The sequence below is a fragment of the Variovorax sp. LjRoot84 genome, assembly GCF_964254305.1.
In the GTDB taxonomy this organism is placed as follows: domain Bacteria; phylum Pseudomonadota; class Gammaproteobacteria; order Burkholderiales; family Burkholderiaceae_C; genus Variovorax.
This window is the reverse complement of the sequence record NZ_CAXUTE020000001.1, coordinates 3,298,226-3,314,068: the sequence shown is the minus strand read 5'-3', so window position 1 is coordinate 3,314,068 and position 15,843 is coordinate 3,298,226. Positions and strand designations below refer to the sequence as shown.

Sequence of the window (15,843 nt, the reverse complement as noted above, 5' to 3'; positions counted from 1 at the left end):
GATCAGGCCTCGGATTCGGCGCCGAAGCCCATCTGCGCGAGCCGCTTGTACAGATAGGAGCGAGAGATTCCCAGCTCGGCGGCGACCCGCTTCTTGTTGCCGTTGAACTTCGCCATCGCTTGGCGGATCATCTGCTCCTCGACTTGCTCGACCGCGCTGCTAACGCGCGTGTGCTCTTGCGGCCCGGCCCCGACGGCGACGGGTGCGCTGTCGGTGGGTCCGGCGAGGGGCGTAGGCAGCGCTTCGCCCGGCTCCAGGTTGATGGTGCCGAAGTCGCTCGGCTCGATCACGTCCGAATCGCTGAAGATCGCCGCGCGCTCCACCGTGTGTATCAGCTGGCGCACGTTGCCGGGCCAGCGCTGGCCCTGCAGGAAGGAGATCGCGTCCGCTGAAAGCTTCTTCGCGCGCTGCCCATGGCGCTCAGCGAACTGCTTCAGCGCCAGATCGACGAGCAGCGGGATGTCTTCCAAGCGCTCGCGCAGCGCTGGCAGGCGGATCGCGACGCCGCCGATGCGGTAGAAAAGGTCCAGGCGGAAGCTGCCCTCGGCGATCATGGCTTCGAAGTTGCGGTTGCTGGCACTGATCAAGCGAAAGTTGGACCGGCGCAGCTCGTTTCCGCCCACCCGCTGGAAGGTGCCGTCCTGCAATACGCGCAGCAGCTTCACCTGCACCTCAGCCGGCATGTCGCCCACCTCGTCGAAGAACAGGCTGCCGCGGTCGGCCTGCTCGATCTTGCCCTTGCGCCCCTTGCGCTCGGCGCCGGTGAAGGAGCCGGCCTCGTAGCCGAAGAGCTCGCTTTCCACCAACGTGGCGGGCAGGGCGGCTGCATTGACCATCACCATCGTGTCGTCGCGCCGCGGACTCAGCTTGTGGATGGCATGGGCCGCCAGCTCCTTGCCGGTACCGCTTTCGCCGGTGAGAAGCACGGGGACATCCAGCGGTGCCACCTTCACGATCTGTTGCTTGAGCCGCTGCATCGCCAGGCTCTCGCCGACCATCTGGTCCAGGCCGTAACTGCGGTTGCGCAGGTCGTCAAGCTCGCGCCGGTAGTAGGCCACCTCGGATTTGAGCTTGGAGACCTCGTTGGATAACGTCTGCAATTGCTCCGGGCCTTTGAACATGATCTGCCCGATGGCGCCGACCAGCTCGCCGCGACTGTTGCGGATTGGGTTGCGCGAGACGACGCGCGTGATGCCACGCATCTCATGCAGCAGGCCGATCTCCGCCTTGCCGCTCTTGACCACCTCATGCAGCCGCGAGTTCTCGATGACTTCTGTTGTGTGGCGACCCACGCCACCGCCGGGCCGCAGGCCGAAGAAGCGCTCGTGGACGGGGCTCATGTAGCGCACGATCGCGTCGCGGTCGACCACCGATAGCGCTTCGAAGGGATTGGTCAGGAAGTGGGCGAGGATGTCGCCGGCGAAGTCGACCGCGCCGACGAATTCAAACAAGGCGTCGCGACTGTCGCGCTCCATGGCGACGAGCACGGTTGCGTCAGGAGATGGAAGCACGACCACGACGATCGGCTGGTTATCGGGTCCATCGATGGTGAACAGACGGCGCTGGCGGCGGCGCGCGTCCTGCCATGCGGTCTCGATGCTGCGCGCCAGTTCCGGCTGCAGCGCGATGCCGTTGGCTGCCAGCTGTTTTCCGTCGGGTCCGAGTACAAGAACGCCGCGCAGGTCATTCAGGGACGCGGTTTCCCCGCTTGTGTCTTGTGTCTCCATTGCGGGCATGATACTTCTGTTGAATACGGGCCTGTCGTCGGTAAAGACACCAAGCCAGTTGGAAATGGGTCAGCGCCGTGGCGAAGGACGCTGGAGCCCTTTGTTTTTGCGGTTTCCCGGGGGACGGGCGATGTGGCACACCGCTTGCACAAAGCAATGCAATGTCCACGCCCGCAACCCAACTTCCACTGAATGGCCTTCCGCCGCGGTCTGCCCCCGCGCTCGACCTGCTCGCAGGCGTGAAGGTGCTCGACCTCACCACCTCGGTCGCGGGCCCCTATGCTGGCCAGCTGCTGGCCGACATGGGTGCCACCGTCGTGAAGGTTGAAAAGCCCAAGACCGGCGACGACGCGCGCGCATGGGGCCCACCCTTCCTGCATGGCGAGTCGCTCTGGTTCATGAGCGTCAACCGTGGCAAGCAGAGCCTCACGCTCGATATCGCTGCGCCGCAAGGCCAGGACATCCTGAGGAAGCTGGTGGCGCAATGCGACGTCATCCTGCTGAACCTGGTGGCGCGCGCGCAGCGCAAGCTGGGCCTGGACGCCATGTCGCTGCGGCCACTGAACCCGCGCCTCGTCCACGCGTCCATCAGCGGCTTCGGCCTGCAGGGCAGCCGTGCCGATCTGCCGTGCTACGACCTGATCGCCGAGGGCTATTCCAGCGTGATGGACCTGACCGGCGAGCCCGAGAACGGCCCGCAGAAGGTGGGCACGCCCGCGGCCGACCTGCTGGCTGGCAGCGACGCGGCAATGGCAGTGCTGGCCGCGCTGCTGCGACGCGAGCGCGAGGGCAAGGGCTGCGACATCGACATCTCCATGGTTGAGAGCATGTCGCGCTTTATGGCACCCAAGCTGATGCCGTATTTGGGCTCCGGCGAACTGGCGCGCCGCGCAGGCGGGCGCGACAGCGTCATTGCGATCTACCAGGTCTTCGAGACCGCCGACAGTCCGATGACGCTGGGGCTGGGCAACGACGCGATATGGAAGCGCTTCTGGGAGGCCGTGGGCCAGCCTGAAGTCGCCGCCGATCCCGCGTTTGCCAGCAACGCCGAGCGCCGTGCGAAGCGCGACGACATCGTGAAGATGATCGGCGAGCTGCTGCGCACCAAGCCGCGCGCGCACTGGCTGGGACTGCTGGGCCGGGCCCGCGTACCGGCCGGGCCGATCCAGCAGGTGGACGAAGTGGCGCGGGACCCGGCGCTTCACGAGTCCGGCTTCATCTATCGCACCCAGGGCCATGACGGCGACATCCCCCAGGTGGGCCTGGGTATCCGCTTCGACGGCCTCACGGAAGGCACGGGCGCTCCGCCCCCCAAGCTGGGGTCGCACACCGAGCAGATCCTTGGCACGTGGCTCGATTGCGATGCCGCCCACATCGACCAACTCCGCACCCAACAGATCATCTGAGAGGACCACACCATGCAGTTCGAAGAAATCACCTACGCCGAAGACGGCCCCGTCGGCACGATCACGCTCAACCGGCCGCACGACGGCAACATGTTCACGCCGAAGATGTGCCACGAGATTCGTGACTGCATCAACGAGATCAGGCGCGAGACCCGGACCCGCGTGACTGTCATCACCGGCGCCGGCGACAAGTTCTTCTGCATCGGCGGCCGCAAGGAAGGCATGGAGGACACGCTGATGTACGCCGGCGTGCTGCCCACGCTGGAGATGTACGAGGCCATCGACAAGCTGCAGAAGCCGGTGATCGCCTCGGTCAACGGCTTCGCAGTGGGCGGCGGCAACGTGTTGCACGTGGTCTGCGACATGACGATCGCAAAGGAAAGCGCCGTGTTCCGCCAGGTCGGGCCGATGATGGGCAGCTTCGACGGCGGCTACGGCACCTGGTACCTGGAAGACCTGATCGGAAAGAAGCGCGCCAAGGAGATGTGGTACCGCAATCCCAAGCTCAGCGCACGCGAGGCGCTCGACTGGGGCTTGGTGAACCACGTGGTGGCCGACGGTGAACTGCAGGGCTTTACCCGCAAGATCGCCCTGGAGATCGCGGACCGAGGCGCCTTCGCGCTGGCGTCCATCAAGGCATCGTTCAACGCTCGCCACGGTGGCGTGTCGGGGCTGTCGCGCATGGCCCACGATCTGCTGCTGCGCGGCTATCTCGACACCAAGGAGCACGAGGAACTGGCGGCCTCCTTCGCCGAGCGCCGCGCGCCCGACAGCGACAAGTTCGGCCACTGAGCGAACCAGCATGAGAAGGGACCACCATGTCTCACCTGTTGACCTTGCATGACCCGGCCCGAGCGCGCGAGAACTATCTCTCGGGCATCTGGCAAACCGACACGCTCTATTCGCTGACCCGCCGGCATGCGACGGAACGCGGCAGCGCCTACGCACTGCGCGACGGCACGAGGCGTTTGACCTGGAGCGCACTGGCTGCCTGGGTGGACGCCGTGGCCGCGGACCTCCACGCCGCCGGCTTGCGCCGTGGCGACCGGGTGTCGATCTGGCTGCCGAACCGGTTGGAGAACGTTGTCATCCTGCTGGCCTGCTCACGCAACGGCTACGTCTGCAATCCGTCGCTGCACCAGAACTACACCGCGGCAGAAATCGTGACGCTGCTGTCACGCATCGAATGCCGAGCGTTGTTCGCGCAGCCCGGCTGGGGTGCGGACGCAGCCACTGCCGACATCTTCGCGCGTGCGCAAGAGCTCGGGCATATGAAGCGTGTCTATGCGCTGCCGCCCTTGCGCGCGACCGATGCGCAGATGCCGGCCGCGTCGAACCCAATGCCGATGCCTGCGCAGACTCCGCGCTTGGCTGGGCTGGCGCCCAGCACGCATCCCGACCAGATCGTGTATCTCGCCTTCACCAGCGGCACTACGGGCGCTCCCAAAGGCGTGATGCATAGCGACAACACCTTGCTGGCCAACGGGCGCGCCATGGTGGCGGACTGGTCCATGAACGAGAAGACCGTGCTGCTGACCTTGAGTCCGATGAGCCATCACATCGGCACCGTCGCGCTGGAACAGGTGCTGGTCGCTGGCTGCGAGCTCGTCATGCATGATCCGTCCGCGGGCGTTGCACCGCTCGATTGGATCGAGGAAACCGGCGCGACCTATGTCATGGGCGTACCCACGCACGCCATGGACCTGCTCCATGAGCTGAGCAAGCGCGGCGCCAAGCAGCTCGGGGCGGTCAAGGTTTTCTACATGGCGGGCGCGCCGATCCCCACCGAAACCGCGCGGCGGCTGATGTCGCTTGGCGCGAAGCCCCAGAACGTCTATGGCATGACCGAATGCGGCTCGCACCAGTACACGAAGCCGGCAGATCCCATGGACGTGATCACCAGCACGTGCGGCAAGTCGTGCGCCGGTTACGAGGTTCGGCTGTGGCAACCCGACAACCCGGACATGGAGGCGCTGCCCGGCGAAGTCGGCGAGATCGCCGGCCGCGGTGGCCTGCTGATGCTGGGCTACTTCAACAACCAGACGGCGACGGAATCCTCGTTCAACAGCAGCGGCTGGTTTCTCAGCGGCGATCTGGGTCGCTTCGACGAGAACGGGAATCTCGAGATCGTGGGCCGCAAGAAGGACCTGATCATCCGCGGCGGCCACAACATCCATCCGGCGCACATCGAGGAATATGCCCATCGGCATCCGGGCGTGAAGAAGGCCGCCGCCTTCGGCGTGGCCGACGAGCGGCTGGGCGAGAAGGTGTGTCTGGCCGTCATCGCTCAGGACACGCCGCCGGGAGCCGATGAGATCCTGGAGCACTTGGCGCGCGAAGGGCTTTCCAAGTTCGACATGCCCGAGTTCTTCATCGTCGTGCAGGAGTTTCCCCTGACCGCGAGCGGCAAGATCCTCAAGCGCGAGTTGATGCAATGGGTTTCGAGCGGCCGCCTGCAACCCGAACCCGTGCGCTACAAGGCGCCGGCCACCGCGCCATGATCGAACTCAGCCATGACGAAGAGTTCGCCGTCCTCACGATACGGCGTTCGACATCCCTCAATGCGCTCAACTTCGAGTTGCTGGAAGAGATGGGGGAGTACCTCGACCAGCTCAAGGCCTCTAGAGCGCGTGCGTTGATCATTACCGGCGAAGGAGAAAAGGCGTTCTGCGCTGGCGCCGACATCAAGGAACTGCAGCAGCGCGGGCTGGCAGCGCAGCGTGAAGGCGCGGAACTCGGCCAGGGCGTGTTCGCGCTGCTCGATCGTCTCCCGATCCCGTCGATCGCGCTGGTCAACGGCTTTGCATTCGGCGGCGGTTGCGAACTGGCACTGGCCTGCACCCTGCGTATCGCCTTGCCCAACGCTAAGTTCGGCCTGCCCGAAGTGAAGTTGGGCCTGATCCCCGGCTACGGTGGAACGCAGCGCCTGCCGCGGCTGGTGGGGCAGGGCCGAGCGCTGGAAATGGTGATGACCGGCCGAACCGTCGATGCCGAAGAGGCTCTGGCCATCGGCCTGGTGAATCGCATCGTGCAGGCGCCCGGCCTAGCCGCTGCCAAGGCCTATGCCCGCGAGTTCACCGGCCACGGCCTGCGTGCCTTGCAGTTCGCCCGTGAAGCGGTGCAGCGTGCGATGGACGTATCGCTGCACGAAGGGCTGCGCGTCGAAGCGGACCTCTCCACCCTGGCGTACCGCACCCGCGACGCCGAGGAAGGGATGCAGGCCTTTGTCGAGAAACGCAAGCCGGAGTTCCGCGATGAGTGAACGTGAATGCATTGTCGTCACCGGCGCCAGCCGGGGAATCGGGGCCGCCATCGCACTGGCGCTGGCACAGCAGGGCAGGCATGTGGCCTGCCTCTCGCGCTCAGGCGCGCTGCCTGCCAGCGCCGGCGCGGCTGCCGAGGTCATCGAACATTGGATTCCTGCCAAGGCCGACGTGACCGACCCGGTGGCGTTCGCCGCGGCCCTGCGCAAGCTGGCGGACGAAGGCTGGATCATCAAGGGGTTGGTGAACAACGCAGGCGTGCACATCGACGCCTCTTCAGCCGAGATGTCGCTGGAGCAGTGGCACCAGGTGATGGACACCAATGCGACCTCGGTCATGACCGCCTGCCAGGCTGCCTACCCGCACTTGGTCGCCGCAGGCGGCGGGATGATAGTCAACATCGGTTCCTTCTTCGACAAGTTGGGCGTGAAGCGCAACCTCGCGTATTGCGCGAGCAAGGCCGCGGTTGGCGCCATCACGCGCTGCCTGGCGGTGGAGTGGGCCGGCAAGGGTATCCGGGTGATGGACGTCGCCCCTGGCTACATCGTTACCGACCTGAACGCCGATTCGATGACCGAAGGCGGGCCGTTGCGTGCATACCTCGACAAGCGCATTCCGGGCCGCAGGCCAGGCTCCGCTGCCGACGTCGGCGCGCTCGTGGCATCGATGTTTACACCTGCCGGATCGTTCCTTACCGGCGAAACCATCTACGTCGACGGCGGCCAAGCCGTCGCTCACTGAAGCCATGAACATTCTCGAACGACTGGATTCCCGCGTCGCCCTCAACGACGAGGAAGGCATGCTGCTGGACAGCGTCCGGGCCCTGGCACGCGACCAGATCGCCCCTCGCGCCGAGCACTACGACCGCAGTGCCGAATTCCCCTGGGAACATGTGAAGGCCATCAAGGAGCTGGGGTTGAACGCCATGTTCATCCCCGAGGCTTATGGCGGCGCCCAGCTGTCGTACACCGCCTACCTGACCTGCGTACGGGAGATCAGCAAGGCCTGCGCGGCCACCGGGATCATCTGGGCCACCAACTACCACGGCATGAAGCCGCTGATCGACTGGGGCACCGAAGAGCAGAAGCAGCGGCTGCTGCCTCGGATCGCGGAGGGCGGCCTGGGAGCGCTCGCCATCACCGAGCCGGGCGCCGGGTCGGACGCCACCGGCATGCGCACCACGTTCCGGGAGGAGGGTGATGAGATCGTCGTCAACGGCGGCAAGACTTTCATCACCAACGGTGACGTCGCCGACCTCTACCTGCTGTTCGGCAAATGGGAAGGCATTGCAGGCGCCAAGGAAAGCATCTCGGTGCTGATCCTGGAGAAGGGCACGCCGGGCCTGTCCGTCGTGCGGCTGGAAGACAAGATGGGCACGCGCGCTTCCAGCACGGCGACACTGGCCTTCGACAACTGTCGCGTTCCGCGTGCCAACCTGATCGGCAACCCAGGCGATGGCCTGAAGATCCTGTTCGCCTCGCTTAACAAGTCGCGCCCCAGCGTGGCGGCGCATGCGCTGGGCATCGCCCGCGGCGCCTTCGAGGATGCCACCGCGTACATCAACGAGCGCAAGCAGTCCGGCCGCAAGATCCTGGAGTTCCAGGGCATCCAGTTCATGCTGGCCGATCTGGCATCGGAGATGGCGCTGGTGGAGAGCTGGCTCTGGCAGGTGGCCCGCTGGGTCGACGCCGGGGAGAAGGATTTTGGCATCGAGGCTTCGCTCTTGAAGATGCGCGCGAGCGACCTCGCCATGCGCGTCACCACCGATGCCGTGCAGTTGCTCGGCGGCTACGGCTACTGCAAGGACTTCCGCGTCGAGCGCCTCATGCGCGACGCCAAGATCACCCAGATCTGGGAGGGGACCAACCAGGTCCACCGCCAACTGATCGGCCGCAGCTTCCTGCAGCGCTGAGCCATTCAAGGAGAAATCATGAGCGAGATCAAGACCATCGGTATCGCCGGCGCGGGCACCATGGGCGCCGGCATTGCCATCGTGTGCGCGCGCGCGGGTTTCCGCACCCGCGTGTTCGACCTGAAGCAGGACGCACTGGACCGCGCCCGCGGCCAGACGGAAGGCTTCCTGCGCAAGAGCGTGGAGCGCGGCAAGCTGGCCGCCGAGAAGCTGCCCGAGATCATGGGCCAGTGGAGCGGTACGACCAGCCTGGAAGACTTCGCCGACTGTGACCTGGTGATCGAGGCCGTGTTCGAGAGCCTGCCGGTCAAGCACGAACTTTTCGGCAAGCTGGACAAGATCTGCGGGCCGCAAGCCATCTTCGCGAGCAACACCTCCACCATCAGCATCACCGAGATTGCCGGCGGCTCGGGCCGGCCAGACCGCTTCGTCGGCATGCACTTCTGCCTGCCGGCGCAGCTGATGAAGTTGGTGGAGATGTCGCCCGGCCTAACCACCAGCGAGGAGACCTTCGCCCGCGCCTGGGCAGCCTGCGAAACCATGGGCCAGAAGCCGGTGAAGACCCAGGACACCCCCGGCTTCGTCCTCAACTATTTCCTGATCCCCTTCAACAACGATGCGATCCGCCTGGTGGAGCAGGGGGTGGCCGAGGCCGCCGACATCGACCTCGCTATCAAGACGGGCATGGGCTATGCGATGGGTCCGATGGAACTGCTGGACCTGATCGGCATGGACACGCAGAAGCTGCTGTGCGAAGCCATGCACGGCGTTACCAACGAACCGCGCGCCGCCTGCCCGCCGCTGGTGAAACGCATGATCGCCGCCGGCTGGCTCGGAAAAAAGAGCGGCCGCGGCTTCCACCGCTATGCAGACAGCAAGATGTACGGAGCCTGATGCCATGACCAATACATACCGCGTCGTCCCGTCGGGCGACAGCCGCTCCTTCCCTGCGACGCACGCCTTCCTTGAGCAGGCCGATGCCCAGGGTGCATCGCGCGTCTTCATCGGCCAGGGTGCCGGCGGCGCCTTCGCCGCCGCCGGCGAGCTGGGCGCCTGTCCCTTCGTCGCCATCGAACTGGGCCAGGAATGCCTCGGCGTGCATACCGGCGAGCAGAAAGGCCACGAAGGGTCCAATGTGGTGGGCTTTGCCCGCTTCCGCCTCGGCTGCGCCGATCCCACGCCGCTCGTGGAACTGGTGCGCCAGCCGCAGACTCGCGACTCCGCCATCACCGCGGCCAAGGCCGCCTTCGAGGCTGCCGGCCTGAAAGTGGCCGTGTGCGGCGATTTCCCGGGCCGCATCATCGACCGGCTGGTCCGGCCGTACCTCAATGCCGCGCTGCGCCGCCTGGACGAGAAGCTCGCAAGCGCCGAGGACATGGACAAGACCCTGTGCCTGGGCCTGGGCTACCCGGAAGGCCCGATCTCGCTGCTGGAGCGTACCGGCCTCGCTGAACACCACGACGTGACCCAGGCCTTGTACCAGGCCCTGGGTCAGGAACCCTATGCGCCGGCGCGCCGTGCCCAGGTGGCCAAGGCGCACGAAGGCCGAGCCTGATTCGAACGGAACATCGATGGACCAAGCCACACTCCCCAAGCCGGTCGCCAACGCCGATTCGAAGCCCTATTGGGACGCCGCTCGCGAACGGCGGCTTGTCATCCGCAAGTGCAAGGCCTGCGGCGAGCTTCACTTCATGCCCCGCTACCTGTGCCCCGTCTGCTGGTCCGACCAGCTGGAATGGGTGGATGCCAAGGGGACTGGCAGCGTGCACAGCTTCACCGTCATCCGCCGCGCCTCTGACCCCGCGTTCGCGCCGCTGGTTCCGTATACGGTTGCACTCATCGACCTCGACGAGGGGCCGCGCATGATGGCCAACATCGTGGGCGCGGACGCGCTCGCGGTAAAGATCGGGGACCGTGTCCAGGTGACCTTCGAGGACCGCGGCGACGGCGCCATGGTGCCGCAGTTCACGCCTGTGACAGCCTGAGGGAGGAACGAGACAATGAAGACGCCCGCATCCCTGAAGAACAAGATCGCCATCGTCGGCGTTGGTGAATCCGACATCGGCAAGGTTCCTCACATGTCGGGCCTGGGCCTCAACGCCCAGGCCGCGAAACGCGCACTGGAGGAGTCTGGCCTGAAAGTGTCGGACATCGATGGCGTGCTCACAGCCTATTCCTTCACCGAACCGTACTTCATGCTCGGCTCGGTGCTGTGCGAATACCTGGGCGTGAAGCCGCGCTTCAATGCATCGGTGGTCTCCGGCGGTGCCAGCCCGGCGGTGATGCTCAAGCATGCGGCCGAAGCGATCGCCTCCGGCCAGGCCGAGACCGTCCTGGTGTGCGCCGGAGAGAACCGCGCTACCGGCCTCACGCGCGACGCCGCGCTTTCGGCACTGCTTGCGGTGGGGCATCCGTACTTCGAGCAACCGTACGGCGGTTCGATCCCGGGCTACTACGCCATGATCGCCCAGCGCCACATGCACGTGCACGGCACGACGCGCGAACAGATGGCGCACGTTGCGGTCAACACCCGTGCCCACGCGCTGCTGCACCCCAACGCGCACATGAAGATGAAGCCGCTGGCGCTGCAGGAAGTGCTGGACGCCAAGCCGATTGCCGATCCTTTGGGCATGCTGGACTGCTGCCTGATTTCCGATGCCGGCGGCGCCTTCATCGTCACTTCGGCCGAGCGTGCGCGCGACCTCAAGGCCAAGCCCGTCTATCTGCAGGGCATCGGCGAATACCACACGCACGAACACCTGATGTGCGCGCCCAGCCTGACCGAGTTCGGCGCCACCGAATCGGGCCGCACCGCCTACCAGATGGCGGGCCTGGGCCCGCAGGACATCGACGTGGCGGAGCTCTACGACTGCTTCACCATCGTCCCCATCATCGAGCTGGAGGAACTGGGCTTCTGCAAGCCGGGGGAGGGCGGCGCCTTCTTCGCCGAGGGTCACGCGCGGATCGGGGGCAAGCTGCCGGTCAACACCCACGGCGGCATGCTCTCGCATGCCCATGCCGGCGCCGCGGGCGGCCTGTTCGGCATCGTCGAGGCCGTGCGTCAGCTGCGCGGCGGCCTGGGCGAGCGCCAGGTGCAGGGCGCCGAGGTGGCGCTGGTGCACAACGAGGGCGGCGTCCTGTCTTCGCACTGCACGCTCATCCTGGCCAATGACAAGGGCTGAGAGCCGATCCATCCAACACACAAGGAGTCATCATGAACATCAATGCCGAGCCGCGCGGCCGCTACTTCGAAGACTTCGAGGTGGGCCAGGAGGTCGTCACCCCAGCGCGCACGATCACCTCGACCGACATCGTCAACTTCGCCTGCCTGACGGGCGACTTCAACGAGGTCCACACCAATTTCGAGTACTGCAGGACCACGCCCTTCGGCGAGCCGGTCGCGCACGGCCCGCTGGTCTACGGGATCATGGGCGGGCTGCAGTACGCCAGCGGCATCAACGACGGCACGCTGATCGGCCTGTTGGGGATTGACGAGTGGCGCATGCTGGGCCCGGTCAAGCATGGCGACACGATCCGAGTGGCGCAGACGGTGGTGGAGAAGAAGGAAACCAGCAAGCCCGACCGAGGCGTGATCACGTTCCTGCGGCGATGCGTGAAGCAGGACGGCTCGGTGGTCCAGGAGATGAAGGCCACGCTCATGTACAAGCGCCGGCCCAGGGCCTGATCAAGCAGTTGACCCGGTTTGGCGCTTGTCTCTGCTTCAGGCCGAGTCGTCAGTATCGGACGGCTGGTCAGGCGCGACGTAGTACTCTGGCCAGAACCGCATCACCATCTCGCGGCTGCGACCGTATGCATAGCAGCTGTCGAGCTGGGGCGGCGGTCCGTCGCCGCTGTGCTTGCGCGCGGCGGCAGGCCGCAGACCGCGAATGCCCTGCATTGCGGTTGTGGCGAGCGGGATCAGCACCTCCATCAGGTGCGTGCAGCTGGCGGCGCCGCGCAGACGCTGCTTGACCGTTGCCGACCAGCCTCGGGCGATACGTTCTCCGATCAAAGCGCGCAAGGTTGTCTCGGCTTCCTTGCAGACCCCATAGGGCGTGACGTCGGAGGCCGCGCAGATGTCCCGCACAACGAAGTCGCCATCGACCGTGAGTCGCACCCACAGATCGTGCAAGGCCTGACCAGGCGGCACGGGCAGCGGTCGGCCAAGGCTTTCGAACAGAAAGGGTTTGGTGTCGATCAGATGGGCTTCGATGTCGTAGAGCCCGTCCTGCCGGGCGTACGCCTGCATGTCGATGACGCGCCGGTGGATGTCACGGCGCGAGGTGGGTGGAGGTAAAGGCATGGATGGACTCCCGGTTTTCACGCCGCCATGAAGCCGCCGTCTACGCCCTGCAGGCTCCCGGTGACGTAGCGGGCGCGGTCCGACAGCAGCCACACGACCAGCTCGGCCACCTCCTCGGGCTGCCCCAAGCGGCCCATCGGAACAGATGCGAGCAAGGCATCGCCCCGCGTCGCCAATGACGACTTGACGAACACCGTATCGATGAAGCCGGGGCACACGGCGTTCACGCGAATGCCCGAGGCGGCGTATTCGACGGCTGCGGTCTTGGTCAGGCCGTTGATGGCATGCTTGCTTGCACTGTAGGCACCCGAGCCGGCGCGGCCGACCAGGCCGGAGACGGATGAGGCGTTCACTATCGCGCCACCGCCGCGCTGGCGCATGTGCTCGAGTTCGGCCCGCATGCACAACCATGTGCCGGTGACGTTGATCTGCATGATCCGGGCGAATGCCTCTTCGCTGATCTCTCCGATCTTCTTGGAGGCTGCACCACACTGCCATTGGGCAACCGCGGCGTTGTTGAATGCGCCGTCGAGCCGGCCTAAGCGCTCGACTGCTGCGCCGACCATGGCATCGACGTCGCTCGATACGCTGATGTCTGCGCGCAGCGCCACCGCCGTGCCACCGGCCCCTGCGATCAACGATGCGGTCTCCTGGGTGCCCTCGAAGTTGAGGTCCGCCACTGCCACGCGCGCACCCTCGCGGGCGGCGGCCAAGGCCGTCGCGCGCCCGATCCCCCCAGCCGCGCCGGTGATGAGGATCACTTTGTCGTTCAACATTTCAGGTCCCTCGTTAACGTAATGTGCGCCGTCATGACCGTCCGGGTCGCGCGAACAGGCGGGTGATCTGCCGGACGTCCTCCACCTCCTCGAGATTCATGAGCAAGCCAAGAGAAGTTCTGGCGGTCTCGTCACCGAAGCTGCGTCCGACGAGGTCCAGGTATTTCTGCTCGATGTCGCACCGGCTCAAGGGGTTGAACGGCGAGCCGAGCGCATAGGCCGTGGCGGACAGGATCTTGCCATCGCGCATGTGCAGCGTGACCTTCCCCTTGGGAATCTGCGTGGCGCATTCCGGGTCGACTTCCAGGCGTACGCGAGCGGCAATGGCGGCCACAGCCGGGTTCTGGAAGTTGTCAGCCTCGGCGTCCAGATAGGCGCCGACATCGTTGCGACCGTTGACGATGCGCATGGCGATGCCGTACTCGGCGCTGAACTGGGCGCCGACGATGTCCATGGGCCTCGGGCCGGTGGCGCCGGTGTGGACCAGGGTCAGCGGCTCGCAGCCGAGCACCACCTCCTCGATGTCGTCGGGCGCAATCGCCTGCGTCGCCCGAAGCTTGTCGTACGCCGCGAAATGATGGTGGATCAGCGCGCAGGACGCATGGGGCTTGAGCGCTGCGCGCTCGGGAAAATGCCAGTGCGATCCCAGCTGTTCGTGCAGGAAGCGCGCGTCGTGCGCGTTGCAAAATGCCTGCAGAAAGCCGCGCCTGCCTTCGAAGATCGTCGGCGGCCCGCTGAGGCCCAGGCGGGCAAGTCGCGCGGAACGGATGCCACCCGCGGCGCCGATTCCGGCATGGGCGCGCTTCACCTCGCCGCCGCTTTGCGAGTACTCCGTTGTGCCCGACGCGTGGCTTCCCGCGATGCCCAGGGCATTGACAGTGGTCTCGAGGTCGTATTGCTCCAGCATGGCCGTGACCAGCGCAACGCCGAACACACCATGCGCACCTGTCTGGTGGAATCCTCGTTCGAGCAACATCGAGGGCATGGTGGCCAGGGCCAGGCGGATGATGGTCTCGAAGCCCACGGTCGCGGCTCGCAGCAGGCTGGCGCCACTGGCGCCCAGCGTCTCGGCCACGGCCAGGCCGGCGGGAACGACGACGCAGCCCGGATGGGCATAGGCGCCGTTGCCGCCGTAGTCATCGATCTCGAAGCTGCTGCCGGCCGTGCCGTTGACGAAGGCGGCGCCTTCCGCATCGGCCTGCAACCCGCTGCCGAGAATCGATGCCGGGCCGCTGCGGCCGAACTGGGTCACATAGGCCTGCGCAATGCGCGGCGCCGGCAGGTCGCAGCAGCTGACCTCGGCGCCGATCTGATCCAGGATATGCAGCTTCACCCGCTCGAGCACGGCGGCGTCGACATCGCGCAGTTGCAGTGCCAGTGCCCATTCGGCGAGCTGCTGCGCTACCGGTGGTATGGAAGAAGGTTCGTCGGTCATGCCTGTCAATTCCTTGGCGGATAAGGGCTGCTTGCTACTCGGCGCGCGCGCCGGATTTCTTGATGACCTGCGCCCAGGTTGCAATCTCGGTTTCCAAGAATGCGGAGAACTCCTGCGGCGTCGAGCCGACGACATCCGAAGAGACCCCATGCAGCTGGCTGACGACTTCAGGGCGACCGAGGATCTTCTTCGCCTCGCGCTGCAATTTGTCGACTACCTCCTTGGGCGTGCCGGCTGGCGCCAACAGGCCGATCCAACCAAGCAGCTCGTAGCCTGGAACGCCTGCCTCGGCCACCGTAGGTACATCAGGTATCAACGGGGATCTCTCCTTGCCGGTGGTCGCCAGGATCTTGAGGCGGCCTGTCTTCATCTGGGGAAGCACACCGGGCGGCGACTGGATCGCCACATCGATTTGCCCGGCCAGCAACGCCAATGTCACGGGGCCGGTGCCGTTGTACGGCACATGCACGGCGTCGAATCCCGCCATGGTCTTGAGCAACTCCATGCCGAGATGGTTGCCCTGACCCGAACCCGCGGAGCCATAGCTCAGGTCCGTCTTTTTCGACTTGGCGAGCGCCAGGAACTCGCCCAGGGTGTTGGCCGGCGACCCAGCCGGCACCGCGACTACGAACGAGTTGCTCGTTAGCTGGGAGACTGGCGAGAAATCCTTGACAGGGTGGTAGGCAAGCTTGGAATACAGGTTGATGTTTGTGGCATGGCTCGATGCGGTCACCAACAGCATGTGACCGTCCGCCGGTGCCTTGGCGACGAACTCCGCGGCGATGTTGCCAGCGGCACCCGGCTTGTTTTCGACGACGGCCGGCTGTCCCAACGCCGCAGGCAGGTGCTGCGCGAGCAGGCGAGCAACTAAGTCGATGGTGCCTCCCGGCGGGGTCGACGCGATGATCCGGATCGGCTTACTGGGAAAGGCCTGCGCGATCGCCGATGTGCCGATACAGACTCCGGCTATCAATGCCAGGGCCAGTCGAGCGAGGGTTGTACCAGTCTTCATCTCAGTCTC

General features: G+C 65.7%; 16 protein-coding genes. 11 read left to right on the top strand and 5 right to left on the bottom strand.

The features are described from left to right. Positions 1–2 precede the first annotated feature (2 nt). The gene (locus ACSQ9I_RS16615; protein WP_436313795.1) at positions 3–1,727 is read right to left on the bottom strand and encodes a sigma-54 interaction domain-containing protein; all 1,725 of its coding nucleotides are present in this window, start codon (positions 1,725–1,727) and stop codon (positions 3–5) included. A gap of 161 nt (positions 1,728–1,888) precedes the next feature. On the opposite strand from ACSQ9I_RS16615, the gene ACSQ9I_RS16610 reads away from it, so the two are divergent. The 11 genes from ACSQ9I_RS16610 to ACSQ9I_RS16560 are packed head-to-tail and all read left to right on the top strand — an operon-like array spanning position 1,889 to position 11,993. After that, a complete protein-coding gene (locus ACSQ9I_RS16610; protein WP_436290168.1) occupies positions 1,889–3,133 on the top strand; it encodes a CaiB/BaiF CoA transferase family protein in 1,245 nt (414 codons plus the stop codon). A 12-nt stretch (positions 3,134–3,145) separates the two neighbouring features. Continuing rightward, the gene (locus ACSQ9I_RS16605; RefSeq protein ID WP_436313794.1) at positions 3,146–3,925 is read left to right on the top strand and encodes an enoyl-CoA hydratase-related protein; all 780 of its coding nucleotides are present in this window, start codon (positions 3,146–3,148) and stop codon (positions 3,923–3,925) included. A gap of 26 nt (positions 3,926–3,951) precedes the next feature. Then, on the top strand, positions 3,952–5,634 hold the full coding sequence (locus tag ACSQ9I_RS16600) for a class I adenylate-forming enzyme family protein (protein ID WP_436290170.1): 1,683 nt from the start codon (positions 3,952–3,954) through the stop codon (positions 5,632–5,634). Next, positions 5,631–6,395: an enoyl-CoA hydratase/isomerase family protein gene (locus tag ACSQ9I_RS16595; RefSeq protein WP_436290171.1), complete on the top strand. Its 765-nt coding sequence runs from the start codon at positions 5,631–5,633 to the stop codon at positions 6,393–6,395. Before ACSQ9I_RS16600 ends, ACSQ9I_RS16595 begins: the two co-directional genes overlap by 4 nt. Beyond that, complete coding sequence (locus ACSQ9I_RS16590; RefSeq protein WP_436290172.1) at positions 6,388–7,137, top strand: SDR family NAD(P)-dependent oxidoreductase; 750 nt, start codon at positions 6,388–6,390, stop codon at positions 7,135–7,137. The genes ACSQ9I_RS16595 and ACSQ9I_RS16590 overlap by 8 nt, the downstream gene beginning before the upstream one ends. Positions 7,138–7,141: 4 nt before the next feature. Continuing rightward, positions 7,142–8,308 carry an acyl-CoA dehydrogenase family protein gene (locus ACSQ9I_RS16585; RefSeq protein ID WP_436313793.1) on the top strand — a complete coding sequence of 389 codons (1,167 nt, stop codon included), beginning with the start codon at positions 7,142–7,144 and terminating at the stop codon, positions 8,306–8,308. Between the two features lie 18 nt (positions 8,309–8,326). Further along, positions 8,327–9,202: a 3-hydroxyacyl-CoA dehydrogenase family protein gene (locus tag ACSQ9I_RS16580; RefSeq protein ID WP_436290174.1), complete on the top strand. Its 876-nt coding sequence runs from the start codon at positions 8,327–8,329 to the stop codon at positions 9,200–9,202. Between the two features lie 4 nt (positions 9,203–9,206). After that, complete coding sequence (locus tag ACSQ9I_RS16575) at positions 9,207–9,863, top strand: 3-hydroxyacyl-CoA dehydrogenase family protein (protein ID WP_436290175.1); 657 nt, start codon at positions 9,207–9,209, stop codon at positions 9,861–9,863. 16 nt (positions 9,864–9,879) lie between these two features. Next, positions 9,880–10,293: a Zn-ribbon domain-containing OB-fold protein gene (locus tag ACSQ9I_RS16570; protein ID WP_436290176.1), complete on the top strand. Its 414-nt coding sequence runs from the start codon at positions 9,880–9,882 to the stop codon at positions 10,291–10,293. Positions 10,294–10,308: 15 nt separating this feature from the next. Beyond that, a complete protein-coding gene (locus ACSQ9I_RS16565; RefSeq protein ID WP_436313792.1) occupies positions 10,309–11,490 on the top strand; it encodes a thiolase C-terminal domain-containing protein in 1,182 nt (393 codons plus the stop codon). Continuing rightward, entirely contained in the window at positions 11,487–11,993 is a 507-nt protein-coding gene (locus ACSQ9I_RS16560; RefSeq protein ID WP_436290539.1) for a MaoC/PaaZ C-terminal domain-containing protein, read from the top strand. The genes ACSQ9I_RS16565 and ACSQ9I_RS16560 overlap by 4 nt, the downstream gene beginning before the upstream one ends. Before the next feature lie 36 nt (positions 11,994–12,029). Here the strand turns inward: ACSQ9I_RS16560 and ACSQ9I_RS16555 are convergent, their stop codons facing one another. From ACSQ9I_RS16555 to ACSQ9I_RS16540, 4 genes are read right to left on the bottom strand one after another with little or no spacing between them, the layout of a single operon-like run. Next, positions 12,030–12,611 (bottom strand): DUF2889 domain-containing protein, encoded by a 582-nt coding sequence (locus ACSQ9I_RS16555; RefSeq protein ID WP_436290540.1) that lies wholly within the window; start codon positions 12,609–12,611, stop codon positions 12,030–12,032. 17 nt (positions 12,612–12,628) lie between these two features. Continuing rightward, the gene (locus ACSQ9I_RS16550) at positions 12,629–13,372 is read right to left on the bottom strand and encodes an SDR family NAD(P)-dependent oxidoreductase (protein ID WP_436290178.1); all 744 of its coding nucleotides are present in this window, start codon (positions 13,370–13,372) and stop codon (positions 12,629–12,631) included. 46 nt (positions 13,373–13,418) lie between these two features. Next, positions 13,419–14,822, bottom strand: a complete 1,404-nt coding sequence (locus ACSQ9I_RS16545) for an MmgE/PrpD family protein (protein WP_436313791.1) — start codon at positions 14,820–14,822, stop codon at positions 13,419–13,421. A 34-nt stretch (positions 14,823–14,856) separates the two neighbouring features. Next, a complete protein-coding gene (locus ACSQ9I_RS16540) occupies positions 14,857–15,834 on the bottom strand; it encodes a Bug family tripartite tricarboxylate transporter substrate binding protein (RefSeq protein WP_436313790.1) in 978 nt (325 codons plus the stop codon). Positions 15,835–15,843: the final 9 nt, after the last annotated feature.